General features: G+C 68.3%; 18 protein-coding genes and 1 pseudogene. 14 read left to right on the top strand and 5 right to left on the bottom strand.

All coding sequences use genetic code 11. The annotated features are described in order from the left end of the window. From sucB to ON33_RS06480, 7 genes are all read left to right on the top strand, one after another. Positions 1-756, top strand: a 756-nt coding sequence (sucB, locus tag ON33_RS06510) for a 2-oxoglutarate dehydrogenase, E2 component, dihydrolipoamide succinyltransferase (protein ID WP_040856370.1), incomplete at its 5' end; no start/stop codon positions are given. Positions 757-789: 33 nt separating this feature from the next. Beyond that, on the top strand, positions 790-1,689 hold the full coding sequence (locus ON33_RS06505; RefSeq protein ID WP_040856368.1) for a TIGR01777 family oxidoreductase: 900 nt from the start codon (positions 790-792) through the stop codon (positions 1,687-1,689). 82 nt (positions 1,690-1,771) lie between these two features. Further along, positions 1,772-2,284 (top strand): GNAT family N-acetyltransferase, encoded by a 513-nt coding sequence (locus ON33_RS06500; protein ID WP_040856467.1) that lies wholly within the window; start codon positions 1,772-1,774, stop codon positions 2,282-2,284. Next, on the top strand, positions 2,281-3,099 hold the full coding sequence (gene lipB / locus ON33_RS06495; protein WP_083868638.1) for a lipoyl(octanoyl) transferase LipB: 819 nt from the start codon (positions 2,281-2,283) through the stop codon (positions 3,097-3,099). The genes ON33_RS06500 and lipB overlap by 4 nt, the downstream gene beginning before the upstream one ends. Before the next feature lie 22 nt (positions 3,100-3,121). Next, complete coding sequence (gene lipA / locus ON33_RS06490; RefSeq protein ID WP_040856461.1) at positions 3,122-4,162, top strand: lipoyl synthase; 1,041 nt, start codon at positions 3,122-3,124, stop codon at positions 4,160-4,162. Between the two features lie 222 nt (positions 4,163-4,384). Continuing rightward, positions 4,385-6,580 carry an elongation factor G-like protein EF-G2 gene (locus ON33_RS06485; RefSeq protein ID WP_040856367.1) on the top strand — a complete coding sequence of 732 codons (2,196 nt, stop codon included), beginning with the start codon at positions 4,385-4,387 and terminating at the stop codon, positions 6,578-6,580. Between the two features lie 80 nt (positions 6,581-6,660). Beyond that, the gene (locus tag ON33_RS06480; protein ID WP_040856458.1) at positions 6,661-7,404 is read left to right on the top strand and encodes a DUF4191 domain-containing protein; all 744 of its coding nucleotides are present in this window, start codon (positions 6,661-6,663) and stop codon (positions 7,402-7,404) included. Between the two features lie 96 nt (positions 7,405-7,500). On the opposite strand, the gene ON33_RS06475 is transcribed toward ON33_RS06480, so the two are convergent. Together ON33_RS06475 and ON33_RS06470 are read right to left on the bottom strand one after the other, a co-directional pair. Next, complete coding sequence (locus ON33_RS06475) at positions 7,501-8,391, bottom strand: alpha/beta hydrolase (protein ID WP_051151708.1); 891 nt, start codon at positions 8,389-8,391, stop codon at positions 7,501-7,503. Positions 8,392-8,616: 225 nt separating this feature from the next. Further along, positions 8,617-9,147 carry an RDD family protein gene (locus ON33_RS06470; RefSeq protein ID WP_040856365.1) on the bottom strand — a complete coding sequence of 177 codons (531 nt, stop codon included), beginning with the start codon at positions 9,145-9,147 and terminating at the stop codon, positions 8,617-8,619. Positions 9,148-9,597: 450 nt separating this feature from the next. Here ON33_RS06470 and glnA point away from each other — a divergent pair, with 450 nt between their 5' ends. Next, positions 9,598-11,034, top strand: a complete 1,437-nt coding sequence (gene glnA / locus ON33_RS06460; RefSeq protein ID WP_040856361.1) for a type I glutamate--ammonia ligase — start codon at positions 9,598-9,600, stop codon at positions 11,032-11,034. Between the two features lie 76 nt (positions 11,035-11,110). Here the strand turns inward: glnA and ON33_RS06455 are convergent, their stop codons facing one another. Continuing rightward, positions 11,111-11,320, bottom strand: a complete 210-nt coding sequence (locus tag ON33_RS06455) for a hypothetical protein (protein ID WP_157184435.1) — start codon at positions 11,318-11,320, stop codon at positions 11,111-11,113. An 819-nt stretch (positions 11,321-12,139) separates the two neighbouring features. Here ON33_RS06455 and ON33_RS43105 point away from each other — a divergent pair. After that, positions 12,140-12,367, top strand: a pseudogene (locus ON33_RS43105) (tyrosine-protein phosphatase); the annotation flags it as partial. Positions 12,368-12,449: 82 nt separating this feature from the next. Next, positions 12,450-12,968, top strand: coding sequence for a tyrosine-protein phosphatase (locus tag ON33_RS43100; protein ID WP_051151707.1), 519 nt, complete (start codon positions 12,450-12,452; stop codon positions 12,966-12,968). 289 nt (positions 12,969-13,257) lie between these two features. On the opposite strand, the gene ON33_RS06445 is transcribed toward ON33_RS43100, so the two are convergent. Next, positions 13,258-13,737, bottom strand: a complete 480-nt coding sequence (locus tag ON33_RS06445) for a TY-Chap domain-containing protein (RefSeq protein ID WP_157184434.1) — start codon at positions 13,735-13,737, stop codon at positions 13,258-13,260. Positions 13,738-13,941: 204 nt separating this feature from the next. Further along, positions 13,942-14,124 carry a hypothetical protein gene (locus tag ON33_RS06440; protein WP_157184433.1) on the bottom strand — a complete coding sequence of 61 codons (183 nt, stop codon included), beginning with the start codon at positions 14,122-14,124 and terminating at the stop codon, positions 13,942-13,944. A gap of 127 nt (positions 14,125-14,251) precedes the next feature. Here ON33_RS06440 and tsaA point away from each other — a divergent pair, with 127 nt between their 5' ends. The 4 genes from tsaA (at position 14,252) to pdhA (ending at position 18,811) form a co-directional block, all read left to right on the top strand. After that, positions 14,252-14,767, top strand: a complete 516-nt coding sequence (tsaA, locus tag ON33_RS06435) for a tRNA (N6-threonylcarbamoyladenosine(37)-N6)-methyltransferase TrmO (RefSeq protein WP_085996683.1) — start codon at positions 14,252-14,254, stop codon at positions 14,765-14,767. Between the two features lie 33 nt (positions 14,768-14,800). Next, positions 14,801-16,027 (top strand): PucR family transcriptional regulator, encoded by a 1,227-nt coding sequence (locus ON33_RS06430; protein ID WP_505790909.1) that lies wholly within the window; start codon positions 14,801-14,803, stop codon positions 16,025-16,027. 175 nt (positions 16,028-16,202) lie between these two features. Further along, a complete protein-coding gene (gene lpdA, locus ON33_RS06425; protein ID WP_040856347.1) occupies positions 16,203-17,660 on the top strand; it encodes a dihydrolipoyl dehydrogenase in 1,458 nt (485 codons plus the stop codon). An 11-nt stretch (positions 17,661-17,671) separates the two neighbouring features. Next, positions 17,672-18,811 carry a pyruvate dehydrogenase (acetyl-transferring) E1 component subunit alpha gene (pdhA, locus tag ON33_RS06420; RefSeq protein ID WP_083868637.1) on the top strand — a complete coding sequence of 380 codons (1,140 nt, stop codon included), beginning with the start codon at positions 17,672-17,674 and terminating at the stop codon, positions 18,809-18,811. Positions 18,812-18,818 lie beyond the last annotated feature (7 nt).

Genomic DNA, 18,818 nt, shown 5'->3' with positions numbered 1-18,818 from the left:
GCCGCCGCGCCCGCGCCGCGTCCGTCGCTGGCGCACCTGCCCGGCACGGTCCAGAAGGCCACCCGCATCCGGCAGATCACGGCGACCAAGACCGTGGAGTCGCTGCAGACCACCGCGCAGCTCACCCAGGTGCACGAGGTCGACATGACCAAGATCGCCGCCCTGCGCAACCGCGCCAAGGCCGCGTTCAAGCAGCGTGAGGGCGTGAACATCACGTTCCTGCCGTTCTACGCCAAGGCCGTCATCGAGGCACTGGCCGTGCACCCGAACATGAACGCGTCGTACAACTCCGACACCAAGGAGATCACCTACCACTCGGTGGTCAACCTGGGTATCGCGGTCGACACCGAGCAGGGTCTGCTCTCGCCGGTCATCCACAACGCCAACGACCTGTCGCTGGCCGGACTGGCGCGCGCCATCGCCGATATCGCCAACCGTGCCCGCACCGGCGGCCTGAAGCCCGACGAGCTCGCCAACGGCACCTTCACCATCACCAACATCGGCTCGAACGGCGCGCTGTTCGACACCCCGATCCTGCTGCCGCCGCAGGCCGCCATGCTCGGCACCGGTGCGATCGTCAAGCGCCCCATGGTGATCAGCGACGACGGCTCCGAGTTCATCGGCATCCGGTCGATGGCCTACCTGCCGCTCACCTACGACCACCGCCTCATCGACGGCGCCGACGCGGGTCGCTTCCTGACCACCGTCAAGCACCGGCTGGAAGAGGCGGCGTTCGAGGGTGACCTCGGCCTGTAGGAGTCCTCGGATGCCGGCTGCGGGATTGATCGGATGAAGGTCGTGATCGCCGGTTCGTCCGGGCTGATCGGGACGGCGCTCGTCGCGGCTCTGCGCCGCGACGGGCACGAGGTGACCCGCCTCGTGCGCCGTCCCGTGCACGCCCGCGACGAATTCACCTGGGACCCCGTCCGTTCCAACCTGAACGAGCGTGCGCTGCGCGGCGCCGACGCCGTGGTGAATCTCTGCGGCGCGAGCATCGGGCGGCAGCGCTGGACCGGCAGCTACAAGCAGGAGTTGCGCGACAGCCGCATCGTCCCCACCGACGTGCTGGCCGCCGCGGTCGCCGACGCGGGAGTGCCGACGCTGGTCAATGCCAGCGGCGTGCACTACTACGGCGGCGACGGCGGCGACCGGGTCGTCACCGAAAGTTCCCCCGCCGGAACAGGTTTCCTGGCCCGCCTGTGCACCGACTGGGAGGCCGCCACCGCACAGGCCGCCGAGGCCGGCGTGCGCACGGTGCTGCTGCGTTCGGCGGTGGTGCTGGCCCGGCACGGCGGCATGCTCGGAATGCTGTACCCCCTCTACTATCTCGGCCTCGGCGGACGCCTGGGCAGTGGCCGCCAGTACGTCCCGTGGATCTCCCTGGACGACGAGGTCGGCGCGATCATCTACGCGCTCACCCACGAAACCCTTTCCGGCCCAGTCAATATGGTGGGTCCCGCGCCCGTCACCAATGCGGAGTTCACCCGGGCGCTGGGCCGCGTCATGCACCGGCCGACGCCGCTGATGGTGCCCGCGTTCGCTTTGCGGCTGGCGGTCGGCGAGTTCGCCGAAGAGGCAATCCTGCACGGCCCCAGGGCGATTCCCACCGCTCTCGAAGAGGCCGGATACTCCTTCCAGCACCCGACCATCGGCGCGGCGCTGTCCGCGACGCTCGGCCAGTCCAGCTGATCCGGCCCGTTCCGATGGGCGCGGCGCACATCACACCGGACCCGTCGATACCGTGTGGGACGTGACCGATCAACCGTCCGACCTGCTGGTGCGGGATGCGCGTGAGAGCGATCTGCCGGAGATCCTGGTGATCCACAACAACGCCATCGCCGAGACCACGGCCATCTGGGATACCGAGCTCGCCGACCTGGACGAGCGCAAGGCGTGGTTCGCGACACGGACCGGGGCAGGACATCCGGTGCTGGTGGCCGAGATCGACGGCCGGGTGGCGGGGTACGCCAGCTACGGCCAGTTCCGGCCGAAGTCCGGCTACCGCTTCGCGGTCGAGAACTCGGTGTACGTGTCGGATATATTCCAGCGCCGCGGCGTCGCCACCGCGCTCATGCGAGAGCTGTTGGACCGCGCGAGCCTGAACGGCGTGCACACCATGATCGCGGCGATCGAATCGAGTAACCGCACGTCGATCGCCCTGCACGAGAAGTTCGGGTTCCGGATCGTCGGGCAGCTACCCGAGGTCGGGCACAAGTTCGGGCGCTGGATGGATCTCACACTGATGCAGACTGTCCTCGATGAAGGGGTAACGTCGCAGCCGTGAGCACGAGCAGTACGGCCACCGCACCGTTACCCAGCGCGGTATCGGCCCGCTTCGACGACACACCCCTTTCCGTCGAGAATCTGGGCCTCATCGACTATCAGGAAGCCTGGGAGCTTCAGCGAGCCATTGCCACCGAACGCGCTGACGGCATCGGGCAGGACCGGCTGCTTCTGCTGGAACACCCCTTCGTCTACACCGCCGGGCGCCGCACCGAGCCGCAGGATCTGCCTATGGACGGCACTCCGGTCATCGAGGTGGATCGCGGCGGGAAGATCACCTGGCACGGACCGGGGCAACTTGTCGGCTACCCGATCGTCCGGCTGGCCGAACCCGTCGATGTGGTGGCCTACGTGCGTCGGCTGGAGGAAGCGCTCATCGCGGTATGCGCGCAGCTCGGACTGGAAACCGGCCGGGTGGAAGGCCGTTCGGGCGTTTGGGTGCCGGAGACGGAGTATCAGCCCGAACGCAAGGTGGCGGCCATCGGCGTGCGCATCCAGCGCGGGGTCACCATGCACGGCATCGCACTCAACTGCAATTCCAGCCTGGACGGCTTCAATGCCATTGTGCCGTGCGGGATTCGCGATGCCGGGGTCACCACCCTGAGTCGCGAACTCGGGCGTGAGGTGACCGTCGACCAGGTGCGGCCGCTGGCGGCCGACGCGATCGCGCGCGCCCTCGATGGCGCTCTGAAGGTGGCCGACCACACCATCTCCCACTGCGTGAAGACGTCAGCCGAATGTCCGGAGCCGCTTCCCGCATCGACGACCGATCAGCTCCCGGTGGTGCCGCGAACCGTGCCTGCCAAGGCCGAATGATCACCAGCGTAGGGTGGACAAAGTGACCTCCGTCGATACCCCGGCATCCGATAACACGGCCGCACCCAATGGCCGCAAGCTGCTTCGCATCGAGGCCCGCAACGCCGAGACCCCGATCGAGCGCAAGCCCTCGTGGATCCGCACCCGCGCCACCATGGGCCCCGAGTACACCGAACTCAAGGGCCTGGTGAAACGCGAAGGGCTGCACACGGTCTGCGAGGAAGCCGGGTGTCCCAACATCTTCGAGTGCTGGGAGGACCGGGAGGCCACCTTCCTCATCGGCGGTGAACAGTGCACCCGCCGCTGCGACTTCTGTCAGATCGACACCGGCAAGCCCGCCGCCCTGGACCGGGACGAGCCGCGGCGCGTGGCCGAGAGCGTGCAGGCCATGGGGCTGCGCTACTCGACCGTCACCGGTGTCGCGCGCGACGACCTCGAGGACGGCGGCGCCTGGCTCTACGCCGAGACCGTCCGCGCCATCAAGCGGCTCAACCCGCACACCGGCGTCGAGCTGCTGATCCCGGACTTCAACGCGGTGCCCGAGCAACTGGCCGAGGTGTTCGAGTCACGTCCGGAGGTGCTGGCGCACAATCTGGAGACGGTGCCGCGCATCTTCAAGCGCATCCGGCCCGCGTTCCGCTACGAGCGGTCGCTGGCGGTCATCACCGCGGCGCGCGAGGCCGGTCTGGTCACCAAGTCCAACCTCATCCTGGGCATGGGCGAGACCCCGGAGGAAGTCACCCAGGGTCTGCGCGACCTGCACGAGGCGGGCTGCGACATCATCACCATCACCCAGTACCTGCGGCCGTCGCCGCGTCACCACCCGGTCGACCGGTGGGTGAAGCCGGAGGAGTTCGTGGAGCACTCCAAGGCCGCCGAGGAGATGGGCTTCGCCGGTGTCATGGCGGGTCCGCTGGTTCGCTCGTCCTACCGGGCCGGGCGGCTCTACGCGCAGGCCATGCGCCACCACGGCCGCGAGATCTCCCCGGAGATGCAGCACCTCGCCGAGGAGGGCACCGCTTCGCAGGAGGCCACCAGCGTGCTGGCCCGTTTCGGTTCGTAGCGCACCGAATTCGCGTCACTCGATTCCCGACTGCGCGCCGCGACCCGTGAGGGACGCGGCGCGCAGTCGTCTATGCGGGCTCCATGACCCGTGACCTCCGGGTGAATGCCGTGCGGCCCCCGCTGAAACGCTGGTAGACGAGTTATCCCGCGATTCGCGCACGGGACAGCCTCGCTGGTGGGAAGCTCGAACTACCGCAATGATCGACCCCGGGAGCGAGCCATGGTCGAGCGAACGACGACGGCGCAAGGCGTCAACGGCAGGGTGGTCGTGGCCGAGAGGCCGGACGAAATACGGAATGTGGTGCTGGTGGGGCACAGCGGGTCCGGGAAGACCACGCTGGTGGAGGCCCTCGCGGTGGCGGCCGGGGCGGTACCCAGAGCCGGGCGGGTGGAGGACGGGACCTCCGTCTCCGACTACGACGACATCGAGCAGCGACAACATCGATCGGTCCAGCTGTCGGTGGTGCCGATGGGCTGGGAGCGGGTCAAGGTCAATCTGCTGGACACTCCCGGCTACGCCGATTTCGTCGGGGAACTCAGGGCCGGTCTGCGGGCAGCGGACGCGGCCCTTTTCGTACTCTCCAGCGCCGCGGGCGTGGAGGGCGTGAGCGGGGCGACCCTGGCACTGTGGGAGGAGTGCGCGCGCGTCGGCATGCCGCGCGCCATCGTGCTCACCCACCTCGACACCGCGCGTGCGGATTTCGACGAGATGACCGAGACCTGCCGCGAGATCCTGGGCGGCGGACGGTCGGAAAGCATGCTGCCGCTGCATCTTCCGGTGTACGGGCCCAAAGCGCCCGACGGGCACCGGCCGGTGACCGGGCTCATCGAACTGCTCACCCAGCACGTCTACGACTACGCCACCGGGGAACGCCTCGAAACGCCCGCGTCCGAGGAGCAGCGGGAACAGATGGCGGAGGCTCGCGACCGGCTCATCGAGGGCATCATCGCGGAGAGCGAGGACGAGACCCTGATGGACCGCTACATCGGCGGCGAGGAGATCGACCTCGCCACGCTGGTCGCGGACCTCGAGAAGGCCGTGGCGCGCGGGAGTTTCCATCCGGTGCTGATCGCCGCGCCGCCGCCGGAGGGCGCGCGGCAGGGGCTGGGCACCGTCGAGATCCTGGATCTCATCACGCGCGGATTCCCCACGCCCGCAGAGCATCCCGTGTCCGCGACCGGATCCGGCGGCAAGGCCGCCGCGCTGGCGTGTGATCCGGCCGCGCCGCTTGCCGCCGAGGTGATCCGCACCGCCTCCGATCCGTATGTGGGCCGGTTGTCGCTGGTGCGGGTGTTCTCGGGCACGCTGCACGCCGACGACACCGTGCACGTGTGCGGGCACAATGCGGGCGATGGCGGCGACCACGATGCCGACGACCGCGTCGGCGGCGTGTCCGCGCCGTTCGGGAAACAGCAGCGGCCGCTGCCGCAGGCCATCGCCGGGGACATCGTGTGCGTGAGCAAGCTCTCGCACGCCGAGACCGGAGACACATTGTCCGCCAAGGACTATCCGCTCATCATCGAGCCGTGGTCCATGCCGGATCCGCTGCTGCCGGTCGCCGTCGAGGCGCACAGCAAGGCCGATGAGGACAAGCTGTCGCAGGGGCTCTCGCGGCTGGTCGCCGAGGATCCGACGGTGCGGCTGGAACAGAATCCCGACACCCATCAGCTGGTGCTGTGGTGCCTGGGTGAGGCGCACCGCGATGTGGCGCTGGAACGGCTGCGGTCGCGGTTCGGGGTGCAGGTCGACGTCGTCGATCACCAGGTGGCATTGCGGGAGACCTTCGCCACCGAGGCGTCCGGGCGCGGTCGGCACGTGAAGCAGTCCGGCGGGCACGGGCAGTACGCCATCTGCGAGATCGAGGTGGCTCCCCTGCCGGAGGGGTCCGGGATCGAGTTCGTGGACAAGGTGGTGGGCGGAGTCGTTCCGCGGCAGTTCATTCCGTCGGTGGAGAAAGGTGTGCGCGCCCAGGCCCTCCGGGGTGTGGCGGCGGGATATCCGCTGGTGGATGTGCGGGTGACCCTGTACGACGGGAAGGCGCACTCGGTCGACTCCTCGGACGCGGCCTTCCAGATGGCCGGGGCGCTGGCGCTGCGCGAGGCGGCCGGCGCCGCGCGTATCAGTCTGCTGGAGCCGATTTCCGAAGTGAACGTGGTGGTCGCGGACGACTATGTGGGCCCGGTGCTGGGTGATCTGTCCAGCCGTCGCGGCCGGGTGCTGGGCACCGAGCCGGTGGGGCTGGGGCGCACCGCGATTCGCGCCGAGGTGCCGGAACTGGAGCTCAGCCGCTATGCGGTGGACCTGCGTTCGCTGGCGCACGGCGCGGCCACGTTCACCCGCGGCTACGCCCGGCACGAGGCCATGCCCACCCAGCTGGCGGAGTCGATGCGGGACAAGGCCAAGAGCACGGGCTGAGGCCCTGGCGGCACCGACCGCCCGCCATCCCGATGATCCCGTCGCGAACCGGGCGTACCCGGGCCATTAAGCTGGATCGCATGGCAGCAGGCAAGGGCGGTAATCCGTCGAAGGAAGCGAAGGCCGCGGCGAAGGCGGCGCGCAAACAGGCGTCGAAGGAGCGCCGCCAGCAACTCTGGCAGGCATTCCAGATGCAGCGCAAGGAAGACAAGCTGCTGCTGCCGCTGATGATCGGCGCCTTCGTGGGCATCACCGTGGTGTTCCTGGTGATCGGCCTGATCTTCGGCATGCAGTGGTTCCTGCTGCCGATCGGTCTGCTGCTGGGCGCGCTGGCCGCGTTCATCATCTTCGGCCGCCGGGTCCAGAAGAACGTGTACGCCAAGGCCGAGGGCCAGGCCGGCGCGGCCGCCTGGGTGCTCGACAACCTGCAGGGCAAGTGGCGCGTCTCCCCCGGTGTCGCCGCCACCACCCAGCTCGACGCCGTGCACCGCGTGGTCGGCCTGCCCGGTGTCATCCTGGTCGCCGAGGGCTCGCCGCAGCGCGTCAAATCCCTGCTCGCCCAGGAGAAGAAGAAGGTCTCCCGCCTCGTCGGCGACACTCCGATCTACGACGTCGTCATCGGCAACGAGCAGGACCAGGTGCCGCTGAAGGAACTGCAGCGCTACCTGACCAAGCTTCCCCGCAATATCGACGCCAAGCGCATGGACCTCATCGAGGGCCGGCTGTCGGCGCTGGCCACCCGTGGCGGCCCGGCCCTCCCCAAGGGTCCGCTGCCGAATGGCGCGAAGATGCGCGGCGTTCAGCGCAGCATCCGCCGCCGCTGATCCATCGGAAACGCCGAGGCCCGCGTCCCCAGGACGCGGGCCTCGTTCGTTGCGGAACCGTCAGCGGCGCAGCGGTATTCGCGCGCGGATCCGGTGTCAGCCGACGTGGCGGGAGAGGAAGCGGAGGACGTCCGGAGTGACCGTGCTCCAGTACTCGTCGGTGTGCGTGCCCGGGGTCACCAGGCCCACCTCGGGGTGGGCGGTGGCGATGTAGCGGCGGCAGCCGTCGATGAAGCGGTCGCGGTCGCCGCACCACACCCCGACAGGGGCCGGGCCCGCCTTGTCGAGGTTGCGCAGCGGGTCGAGCGCCGCCCACTGATCGGCGTCGATGAAGGCGTTCCGCTTGGCCATCTCGGTCCACGAGGTGAGCAACCCCGGCGACATGGTGGCAACCGCGTTCAGCGGCCGGCCCTGTTCGAAGCGGCGGCGCGAGTAGACCAGCGCGCCGAAGCCGCCCATGGAGGTGCCGGTGCAGGCGAACGGCATGCCGCCCGGCCCGCCCAGACGGCGCTGCGCCAGCCAGCCGGGAACCTCGTTGAGCAGCATGGACATCGGATCGTCGCCGGTGCCGTGGTCGTGCCAGTAGTTGTCACCACCGTCGAGGGCCACGAAACCGAAGGCCGGGGAGAGCCGGGTGGCGACCGCGGCGGCCAGGAGGTCGGCGATATTGCCGACGGCCGCGGTGCGGGCGGTGCCGTGCAGGCCGTGCAGCAGCAGTGACACCGGCAGGTTCTCGGTGGGAACGCCGGGCGGCAGGATGGTGACCAGGTCCACATCGCGGCGGCGGGCGGTCGAGTAAACCCGTTCCACCCGGATGACAGGATTGATGCCGACAGCGGTGGCCTGGCCGATCTCCTCGGGGTCGACCGCGGCGTTACCGCCCGCGCTGACGGCGGCGCCGGCGGCGGCCAGGCCGAGCAGGCCGGTGGTCGCGAACAGGGACCGCCGGCTGAATCTCCGCGCGGCAGCCCGGTAGTCCTCGAGCATCGATCCTCCATCGGCACAACATCAGCTACCTGCCCGACGTCAACCTGGCGGCTGCGTCCCGGCAAATCGCCGTCACCATACCGATTGAAAGCAAACTGGGGTGAACATTTGGCAACGCCCTATTACACAGTGCACCAACAGCATCGCAGGTCACGGTCCCGGCGCACGTCGACGCGCGCGGGAGGTGTGTTTCGAATCAACCCGCGCGTAAGTCCGGGACGGGAGTCAGCGGCTGTAGACCAGGGTGGTGCCGGTGGCGCGGTCGTGCATGCCGCGGCCGTCGCTGTCGGTGAACAGGGCGGGGATGACGAACAGCAGGATGAGCTGCCGGGCCAGGGCGCGGATGAAACCGACCGGCGCCTCGGCGTCGACCCGGGTGACCCGCAGCTTCAGGAAGTACTGGCCGGGCGTGAAACCGAACAGGGTGACCGCGGCGATCCCGAGCACGAACCACACCAGCAGCGTCGGCGTCGACAGCGCCTGCGTGATGACCTCGAAGTGCGAGGGCGGCTGCTGCCCCTTGGGAATGGTCATCTTCGAGATGATGCGCTCGGCGTCGGGCCGCACGATGATCGCGGCCAGGCCCATCGAGATGAACCAGTCGACGACCAGGGCCAGCACCCGGCGGGTGAAGGGGGCGAGCGCGCCGGGTCCGGATTGCGGCAGGCCGAGTTCCTTGCCCTGATATTCACCGGGCGGGTTGCCTCCGGATTCGGCGTTCGGTCCGGACAGCCAGGAGCCGGTGATACGAGCCATGGGCCCAGCTTAGGCGGCGTCGGCGGACCGGTTTCGCACCCCTGCCGGTCGGGGCGCGAGGACGGGAACCATATATGGGCGCGTCCTAGCTGTTCACCCGATTCCGGGGTACTGCGCAATCGTTCAGCATCCGAGATTGCCAGGTGGATGCCCGACGGTGAGGATTGTCACGATGGCCGGGCTTCACCTGGTAAGGACCCTAACTTTTCAGAGTCTTAACAGCCGCTTCGGGCAGGTCGGTGGCAGGATGTTCCTGCTGGTCGAGCATTGCTCGGCGACCGCTGTGGCGTCTTCGCGAACCCGGGGGCACCGCCGAACCCCCGGCCAGCTGTGCGTGTAACACTGGCGAAACACAGCCTTGATTGCAGGGAAACACCGCGTCCATACCGTGTGGTCGCGACGAACCCATGCAGTCACCACTGGCTGGGAACCGATCCGTAAGGAGTACAAGTGGCGTTCAGCACGGCCGACGAGGTCATCAAGTACATCAAGGAGGAGGAGGTCGAATACGTCGACATTCGTTTCACCGACCTCCCCGGTGTGCAGCAGCACTTCTCGATCCCGGCGAAGGCGTTCACCGCTGATCTCGCCGACGAGGGCCTGGCGTTCGACGGTTCGTCCGTCCGCGGCTTCCAGTCGATCGACGAGTCGGACATGCTGCTGCTCCCCGACTTCAGCACCGCGCGGATCGACCCCTTCCGTGCCGCGAAGACCCTGAACCTGAACTTCTTCGTGCACGACCCGTTCACCCGCGAGGCCTACTCCCGCGACCCGCGCAACATCGCCCGGAAGGCGGAGGAGTACCTGCGCTCGACCGGTATCGCGGACACCGCGTACTTCGGCGCCGAGGCGGAGTTCTACATCTTCGACTCGATCCGCTACGACTCGGCGATGAACGGCGCCTTCTACGAGATCGACTCGATCTCGGGCTCCTGGAACACCGGTGCGGAGTACAACCTGGACGGCACCCCGAACCGTGGCTACAAGGTTCGCAACAAGGGTGGTTACTTCCCGGTCGCCCCGTACGACCACTACGTCGACCTGCGCGACAAGATCTCGACCAACCTGCAGAACGCGGGCTTCGAGCTGGAGCGCGGCCACCACGAGGTCGGCACCGCCGGTCAGGCCGAGATCAACTACCGCTTCAACACCCTGCTGGGCGCCGCTGACGACCTGCAGCTGTTCAAGTACATCGTGAAGAACACCGCGTGGCAGGAGGGTAAGACCGTTACCTTCATGCCGAAGCCGCTGTTCGGCGACAACGGCTCGGGCATGCACGCCCACCAGTCGCTGTGGAAGGACGGCAAGCCGCTGTTCCACGACGAGGCCGGCTACGCGGGCCTGTCGGACCTGGCGCGTCACTACATCGGCGGCATCCTGCACCACGCCCCGTCGCTGCTGGCGTTCACCAACCCGACCGTCAACTCGTACCACCGTCTGGTGCCGGGCTACGAGGCCCCCATCAACCTGGTGTACTCGCAGCGCAACCGCTCGGCTGCCGTGCGTATCCCGGTGACCGGTTCCAACCCGAAGGCCAAGCGCATCGAGTTCCGCGCGCCGGACTCCTCGGGTAACCCGTACCTGGCCTTCGCCGCCATGCTGATGGCCGGCATCGACGGCATCCAGCGCAAGCTCGAGCCGCTCGCCCCCGTCGACAAGGACCTCTACGAGCTCCCGCCGGAGGAGGCCAAGAACATCCCGCAGGCCCCCACCTCGCTGGCGTCGGTCATCGACCGCCTCGAGGAGGACCACGACTACCTCACCGCGGGTGGCGTGTTCACCGAGGACCTGATCGAGACCTGGATCGACATCAAGCGCACCCAGGAGATCGCGCCCGTGAACCTGCGGCCGCACCCCTACGAGTTCGAGCTGTACTTCGACGTGTAAGTCGAAGGATCGCAACCGATCTCAGGAGCCCTGACCGCCGAGCGGTCGGGGCTCCGCCCTTTTCACCCCGAGAACGTCAGCGCCCGAGCCAGCGTCGCCACCCACGCCGCTCCTGCGGCTGCCCGAAATGCGGTGCGGGCTCCCCGTATTCGAAGCTGCTCGCCATGGCCCACCGCCCATCCTCGTTCTTCGAGTACCGGTAGACCATGCCTGCCGGCCCGGTTCCCGCTCGGCTGTGCAGATCGACCAGTGCGCCGACGGTCTGCAGCAGGTTGTCGGAAGGCATGATCGCCGATCGGGTATCCGAGGACACCGCGACGCTCTACTGCCCGCCTGCGATGTCGATCGACAGTTCCGCCGCGGCGTCCTCCTCGTACATCTCCGCGAGCACGCACTGCCCGATCGCCATGTCGACTTCCATCTGCTCTTCCACATTCACGCTCTCCCCTAGCCAAGTAACTGGTCGCGCCGATTCGGCACCGCGCCGACACTCTCGATCCCCTTCCACCGCAACGCTTTGCGCCCCCTTGCGCGTCCACACCGCCAGTCGAACCAGACGGCGGCTCTCGATTCCGCTTCTCGGCCTCGCCTGCTGGGCACACGATCTCGGAATCACAGTCGATGTGGAATCCCCAGCTCGTTTATCAGAAATCGAGATTGGGCCATGGGAATCGCTACGACATCGGGCCGCATCCGATCTCCGGGGCCTCGACCGCAGGGTGGTTGGGGCCCCGCCCCTCGAAGCCGGACATGCGCAGCCACAGGGCGATAGCGGTGCGCTTCCACTGTTCAAGCCCCCGCTCGGGGGTCGATCCAGGGCTGAAGCCGGCGAGTGGGCGCGGTAGAATGGTTGCGCGAGATTTACTGGGGTGCAATGACATTGGCGGGGGCCCAGGCGTTGTCCCGGTGGGCGGGGTGGCAGGTTCGGTGGGTCGGATGGTTGGTGGGTAGGTCTGCGGGGGAGGCGTAAGCCGCCATAGCGTCGCGGGCTGTGAAGACCAAACGTTTTGCACGACTTCGTGTTTCAGTGTTCACTTTGACTGCTGTTGCTACCGCGGCGCTCGGGGTGGGAGGCGGCGTGCCGGCTGCGGTGGGTGCGCCGATCATGCGGGCGGATGCCACGCAGATCACCTTGCAGGGGGCGGTGAATGTCCGGGATATGGGTGGGTACATCACCTATACCGGGGATCCGACGCGGTCCGGCAAGGTGATTCGGTCCGATGCACTGAACAAGCTGACCGATGCGGATGTCCAGAAGCTGGGGACGCTGGGTATTCAGAAGGTGATCGACTTCCGGACGCAGGCCGAGGTGCAGGCGCAGGGGGCGGATCGGCTGCCGAGCGGATTGACCGCGGTGGCGCGGCCGATCGACGACGGCGGCATGTGCATCAACGCGGCCGATCGACGACGGCGGCATGTACATCAGAATGGCGCAGGCGATCGGGTCCAAGGACCCGGTGCAGCAGCAGGCGGCGCTCGGGGACGGCAAGGCCGAGCAGATGATGAAGGACGCGTATGTCAGCTTCCTGAGCGCGGATTCGGTGTCCAAGTTCGGTCAGACCGTCAAGGACATCGCGGCCGCCGGCGGGGCGACGCTCTACCACTGCACGGCGGGCAAGGACCGGACCGGCTGGATGACGTATGTGCTGCTGCGGGCGGTAGGTGTACCGGAGACCATCGCGCGCCAGGACTACCTGCTGTCCAACCAGTACCGGGCCGCCGCGGACGCCGCGCAGCGGGCGCAGCTGAAGGCGGCCGGGATCATGCAGAACCCCGATCTGCTGATCCCGCTCCAGGTGGTCAGTGACGAGTATCTGGACACCGCGGTGAACCAGATGAACCAGCGGTACGGCGATTTCGACCACTTCCTCACCAAGGGCCTGGGTCTGGACGCCGGCACCATCCTGCGCCTGCACCACAACCTGGTGGGCTGACCCGCTCCCCCGCCGAGCTCCGTCGCCTCACCCGCGACGGGGCTCTCGCCTGTGAACAACGCGGTCGACCGCCAGGTTCGACGACAGCCAGGTCCGGCTGTGCGGCGTCGTCTCGGGTGAGGAGAGCTTCGACGGGGAGTTCGACACTGCCGTCGCAGGCGACGACATGGTTGCCCTGATCAACTGGGGTCGCTCGCACTGGCCCGCGTGACCCGGGGCTGCCCGGCGAGCTGGGGCTGCCCGAAATTCCCCACTGCTGTGCGGAATTGAAGGCACGATCGCGGGCGCACTACGTATCGTCCTGCTGGTCCGACCGGGGCCGGGACGGCGCGGCCAGGGCGGAAAGATCCAGGGCGGTGGTCGCGGTCCAGCCGGTGGCGCGCAGATCGTCGGGTGTCGGGACGCCGAGGGCTTCGTGCAGGCCGCGCGCGGCGGAGCAAGCGAGATCCTCGAAGCCGGTGCGGCCGATGGGCCAGAAAAGGGTGCGGCGCCAGTTCTCGATTTCGTGCTGGAGAGCGGGGGCGGTCCAGCCGAGATCGCGTAGTAGCCGGTCCGCTGTTTCGGAAATCGGTTCGGCGAGATAGTAATTGCCGGTCAGCTCGGCGGAGAGTTTGATATCGAACTGCTGGAATTGCACGTAGCGATTGCCGGTGGCGGCGAGGATGACGGTCGCGCGCGAGGGTAGTTTCGCGAGAAAGCCGGCCAGGCCGTGCACGAACACGTCCCAGTCGGTAGTCATAACTCGCAGGCGCTGGCTCCGGGTGCCCATCGCGGCCGATCATACGCCGTCCAAACACCAGGTCGGCGAAAAACCGTGGCGCCCAGTCTGATCAGCGGAAATCATGGCGGAATCGGTTCAACACCGTCTCCGGCAAATCTCCGAAATGATCTCGGATACGGCGATCAGGCCGTTCGGAAACGGCCCGATCGCGATTGTGAATGCCGGTGTGTGTTCGCCGGATGGCGAATTGGCTCAGCGCATTTCGAGGTTCAGGTCACTGAGCAGATCAGGATCGGCGAGCATTTCGATGGCGGTGATCCGGCCGTCGGCGACGGTGAAATCGAACACGACGCGCGGGGCGCCGCCGGTTCGGCTGGCGAATTCCCGTGCCACCAGGTCCAGTTCGTCACGTCCGTTGCCCGCCCACACCTTCATGACCGACCAACCCCGCAGAATGTGACAGCAGCCGGCAATCCCCATGTCACAAGATCGATGCCCCGCGCGAGGACGCCGCGGCGGACGTCGGACATCGCAGTTCGTCACGCTCGGCCGGGAATCGATCATGGACGCCGGCTACCCCGTCGGCTATAACGGCAATGGCCGGGCCAACGGTTCGGCCCCTCGACGGAAGGAGCAGACGATCGTGTCCTCGGAATCCCCCAGCAGCCCCGATCATTTCGAGGTGCGCCCGGTGGGCCGGGTCCGCTCCCCGCTCACCGACCGGGCGGGCGCCCCACGCCAGGCCGACGAGGACGCCCCGCCCGCCGACATCATCCTCGCCCCCGAATTCGCGGCGGCCGCAGCCGATCTCCATCCGGGCATGCGCGTCATCCTGCTCACCTGGCTGCACGCGGGCAGCCGTGACACCCTCGCCGTCTACCCGCGCGGCGACCGCACCCGCCCGCCCACCGGCGTCTTCGCCACCCGCTCCCCCGACCGCCCCAACCCGATCGGCCTGCACGAGGTCACCCTGACCGCGGTCGGCCCGGAGGTGCTGGGGGTGGCCGGCCTGGAAGCGATGGACGGCACCCCGATCCTGGACATCAAGCCGGTCCTCGGCTCGATCGAGAGTCGCTGACCGGCGGGCGGGCCGGGCTCGCTCGGGCGTCCGGTGCCGCGGCGTAGGTTGAGGATCGTGGCGGCTCCCAGGCATCCGGTTCCGACCGTTGGTACCCAACGGTTGGCCGCCGCATGCCAGGCGGAGGTGCCGGAGCTCACGAAGCAGCTGATCGGGGCCATTTTCACCGACAACCCGGGATGGACGGACTACACGGCGGTGCCGCGCGCGGATCTGCGGGACGGGTGCCGGCGGTATCTGACGCGGATTCTGGATCTGCTGGGCGGGCAGCCGCCGGATCCGGATGGGGACGATGTGGCCGCGGCCATCGGCAGGCGACGGGCCGAGCAGGGCGTGCCGTTGGAAGCCATGCTGCGAACTTTCCGGCTGGGCGGCCAGATCGTGTGGGAAGCGTTGCTGGACAAGGCCGATGACATCGGTTCGGCGGAGACCCGACAGGTCGGTTCGGCGATGTGGGCCGTGGTCGACGGCATGTCGTCGGCGCTGGTGACCTCGTACCGGAACACCGAACTCGATCGCGTGCGCAGTGACGAGCGGCGCCGGCATTCGCTGATCGAGGATCTGCTGGCGGGCCGGGCGCACGACGCGACCTTCGCGGCGCGAGCCGGGCGCGAGTTGAATCTGCCCGCGAACGGGGCGTATCTCGTGGTGGTGGCGCGCGGTGAGGGCGGGCCGCGGCTGCACATGGGCACCGAGGCGGCGCTGGGGGTGTCGGGTATCCGGTCCGTCTGGCATGAGCGGGTGGATTCCACGGTCGGCCTGGTGTCGCTGGAGCATCGCGAGGCTTCCGCTGTGCTGCAACAGATTCGGCCGTTGATCCGGGTTCGGGCAGGTGTTTCCCCTGTGGTCGCGGGCCTGGCGGCGATCGACACCGCGCACGGGCTGGCGGTGCTCGCCCTGGACACGGTGCCCGGCGACAAGCGGGGACTGCTGGTGTCGCTGGACGAGCGCTACCCGGAGGCGCTGCTGCTGCGCTCTCCCGATCTGACCGATCTACTCCTCACGCACACCCTCGGCCCGGTGCTGGATCTGCAGCCCAAGGAACGCGACATCCTGCTGCGCACCTTGGCCGTCTGGCTGGCCGAGAACTGCTCGGCCGCGAACGCCGCGCCGAAGCTGCACTGCCATCGGAACACGGTCATCAACCGGCTGCAGCGCATCACCACGCTGCTCGGCCGCCCGCTCGAGGGGCAGCGCGTCTACCTGGAACTTTCCCTCGCCCTGGCCGCCTTGGAACTGACCGGCACCGCCCGCGACTGAGCCGTCGAATGCCCGCTACTGACGGGTACTGATTGTGCTCTCCGCCCAATCGCGCCCTGTCATATATGGGCTTCGAGTGCATTGATTGTGCATTTGGTGACCGACAGACTCGATCGGGATGACTCGTATCACAACCGATGGCGGGTCGAGCAATCGAGAACGAGGAGCACCACGAGTGCCGGAATTCGATCTTCTGGTGATCGGCGGCGGTCCGGGCGGTTACGTGGCCGCCATCCGCGCCGCGCAGCGGGGCCTGAAAGTGGCCCTGGCCGAGAAGGAACGCCCGGGCGGCGTCTGCCTGAACTGGGGCTGCATCCCGACCAAGGCGATGCTGCGGTCCGCCGAGGTCTTCCACACCGTCGCGCACGCCGCCGACTTCGGCATCTACGCCGACAACCTGCGCTTCGACTACGCCGCGGTGCGGCAGCGCAAGGACGGCATCGTCAAGGAGCTGACCGACGGCGTCGCGGGCCTGCTGAAGGCCAATGGCGTGACCGTCATCGAGGGCCACGCCCGCTTCACGGGCCCGACCGCTGTCGAGATCGTCGAGGCCGGTCCGTCGCCGATCTATGAAGGCGGCCCGCGCTACGCCGCCGCCCCGACCGCCAACGCGGTCCGCACGGTCACCGCCAAGGACGTCATCGTCGCGACCGGTTCGATCCCGGCCGTCCTCCCGATCCCGGGCGCGGACCTGCCCGGCGTGATCACCTCCGACGGCGCGTTCGGCCTCACCGAGGTGCCGAGGCGGCTGGTCGTCATCGGCGGCAGCGCGGTGGGCGCCGAGTGGGCCAACCTGTTCCACGAGTTCGGCGCCGATGTCACCGTGGTGGAGATGCAGGATCGCCTGGTTCCCTTGGAGGACAAGGAGATCGGCACCGCCCTGGTGCGCTCGTTCAGCAAGCGCGGTATCAAGGTGCTGACCGGCGCCACCGTCACCGCCCTCGCCCAGGGCGACAACGGCCTGACGGTCACCGTCGGCGGCCCGCAGGCGCAGGAGCTCGCCGCGGACGTGGTGCTGGTCGGCGTCGGCCGCCGCCCCAATACCGCCGGGCTGGGCCTCGACGTCGCCGGAATCGACACCGACGCAAGGGGTTTCATTCCCGTCGACGCGCAACTGCGCACCGCCGTGGAGCACGTCTACGCCATCGGCGACGTCACCGGTAAGGCGCTGCTCGCGCATGTCGCCTCGCATCAGGGCCTGGTCGCGTCGGACACCATCGCCGGCCGCGACGCCCACATCGACTACAACGTCATCCCCGCCGCGACCTTCACCCATCCGGAGATCGCCAGCGTCGGCCTCACCGAGGACGCCGCCAAGGCCGCGGGCCACGACGTCATCACCGCCAAGTTCCCGTTCGCGGCGCTGGGCCGGGCCAAGTCCTTCGGCGATCAGGAGGGCTTCATGAAGATCGTCGCCGGCAAGCGGCACCAGGAGGTGCTGGGCGTGCACATCATCGGCCCGTCGGCCAGCGATCTCATTACCGAAGGGGCCCTGGCGATCTCGCTGGAGGCGACCCTCGACGAGCTCGCCGACACCATTCACGCCCACCCCACCCTCGGCGAGATCGGCATGGAGGCCGCCCTGGTCGGGCTGGGCCTGCCGGTTCACGTCGCGCCGCCCCGGAAGCGTTGAGGAGTCCCGTCATGACCACGACCACCGCCGCGCCGCGCAAGACGGCGCGCAAGGCCACCCGCCCGGCCGACCAGGCCGCCGACGCAGCCACGTTCGAAAAGGGCGCAGCCGAAAACCTGCTCGGCGGAGCCGATTTCGGCGGCGCGGATGCGAACACGCTGCGCGAGCTGTACACCGACATGCTGTTCATCCGCCGCTTCGAGGAGCGCACCGCGCAGGCGTACCAGCAGGCCAAGATCGGCGGCTACTGCCACCTCAACCTCGGTGAGGAGGCGACCGTCGTCGGTGTGGGAAAGGCCATGCGCCCCACCGACTACCTGTTCACCAACTACCGCGAGCACGGTTACGCGCTGGCCAAGGGCATCGAGCCCGGCCGCGTCATGGCCGAGCTGTACGGACGCTCCACCGGCACCTCCAAGGGCTGGGGCGGATCCATGCACATGTACGACACCGCCACCCGACTGCTCGGCGGTTACGCCATTGTCGGCGGCCAGGTTCCGCTCGCCATCGGCGCGGCGCTGGCCATCGACTACCGCGGCGGCGACGACGTCGTAGTGTGCCAGATGGGTGAGGGCACCACCAATATCGGCGCCTTCCACGAGTCGCTGAACATCGCGGCGCTGTGGAATCTGCCCATCGTGTTCCTGGTGATCAACAACCAGACCGGCATGGGCACCACCGTCGAGAAGTCCTCCGCCGAACCGGATCTGTGGAGGCGCGCCTCCTCCTACCGCATGCGCGGTGAGCGCGTGGACGGCACCGATGTGCTGGCCGTGCGCGAGGTCGCGGGCGATCTCATCGAGACCGCCCGCCGCGAGGGCAAACCCGCGCTGCTCGAGGCCGTCTCCTACCGGCTGAAGGGCCACTCGGTGGTCGACCCGGCCAAGTACCGCACCGAGGACGCCGTCTCCACCGCGGCCGAGCACGACCCGATCGTGCTGTGGCACAACCGGCTTCTGGACGCGGGCGTACTGAGCGAGGACTCCGCCGCCGCCATCGAGGCCGATGTCAGGGAACGCGTGCGCGCCGCGGTCGATTTCGCCGACCGATCCCCGCACCCGGACCCGGCCACCCTGTTCGACTACAACTACGCGACCCCGGTCGCGGGCGATTCCCATCGTCTGCCCGGCGATCCGCTCTTCACCGCCTAAGGACATC

Origin of the sequence: Nocardia niigatensis NBRC 100131 (assembly GCF_000308655.1) — a bacterium.
GTDB lineage: Bacteria > Actinomycetota > Actinomycetes > Mycobacteriales > Mycobacteriaceae > Nocardia > Nocardia niigatensis.
This window is presented reverse-complemented; position numbering and strand designations above follow the sequence as displayed.

Excerpts from the sequence above, each read along its gene's own strand:
- ON33_RS06505 (WP_040856368.1), top strand. The coding sequence starts at position 790 with ATGAAGGTCGTGATCGCCGGTTCGTCCGGGCTGATCGGGACGGCGCTC.
- ON33_RS06480 (WP_040856458.1), top strand. The coding sequence starts at position 6,661 with ATGGCAGCAGGCAAGGGCGGTAATCCGTCGAAGGAAGCGAAGGCCGCG.
- tsaA (WP_085996683.1), top strand. The coding sequence starts at position 14,252 with ATGGACGCCGGCTACCCCGTCGGCTATAACGGCAATGGCCGGGCCAAC.
- ON33_RS06470 (WP_040856365.1), bottom strand. The coding sequence starts at position 9,147 with ATGGCTCGTATCACCGGCTCCTGGCTGTCCGGACCGAACGCCGAATCC.
- ON33_RS43100 (WP_051151707.1), top strand. The coding sequence starts at position 12,450 with ATGTACATCAGAATGGCGCAGGCGATCGGGTCCAAGGACCCGGTGCAG.
- ON33_RS06440 (WP_157184433.1), bottom strand. The coding sequence starts at position 14,124 with ATGAAGGTGTGGGCGGGCAACGGACGTGACGAACTGGACCTGGTGGCA.
- ON33_RS06485 (WP_040856367.1), top strand. The coding sequence starts at position 4,385 with ATGGTCGAGCGAACGACGACGGCGCAAGGCGTCAACGGCAGGGTGGTC.
- ON33_RS06455 (WP_157184435.1), bottom strand. The coding sequence starts at position 11,320 with ATGCCTTCCGACAACCTGCTGCAGACCGTCGGCGCACTGGTCGATCTG.
- ON33_RS06445 (WP_157184434.1), bottom strand. The coding sequence starts at position 13,737 with ATGGGCACCCGGAGCCAGCGCCTGCGAGTTATGACTACCGACTGGGAC.
- ON33_RS06475 (WP_051151708.1), bottom strand. The coding sequence starts at position 8,391 with ATGCTCGAGGACTACCGGGCTGCCGCGCGGAGATTCAGCCGGCGGTCC.
- pdhA (WP_083868637.1), top strand. The coding sequence starts at position 17,672 with ATGACCACGACCACCGCCGCGCCGCGCAAGACGGCGCGCAAGGCCACC.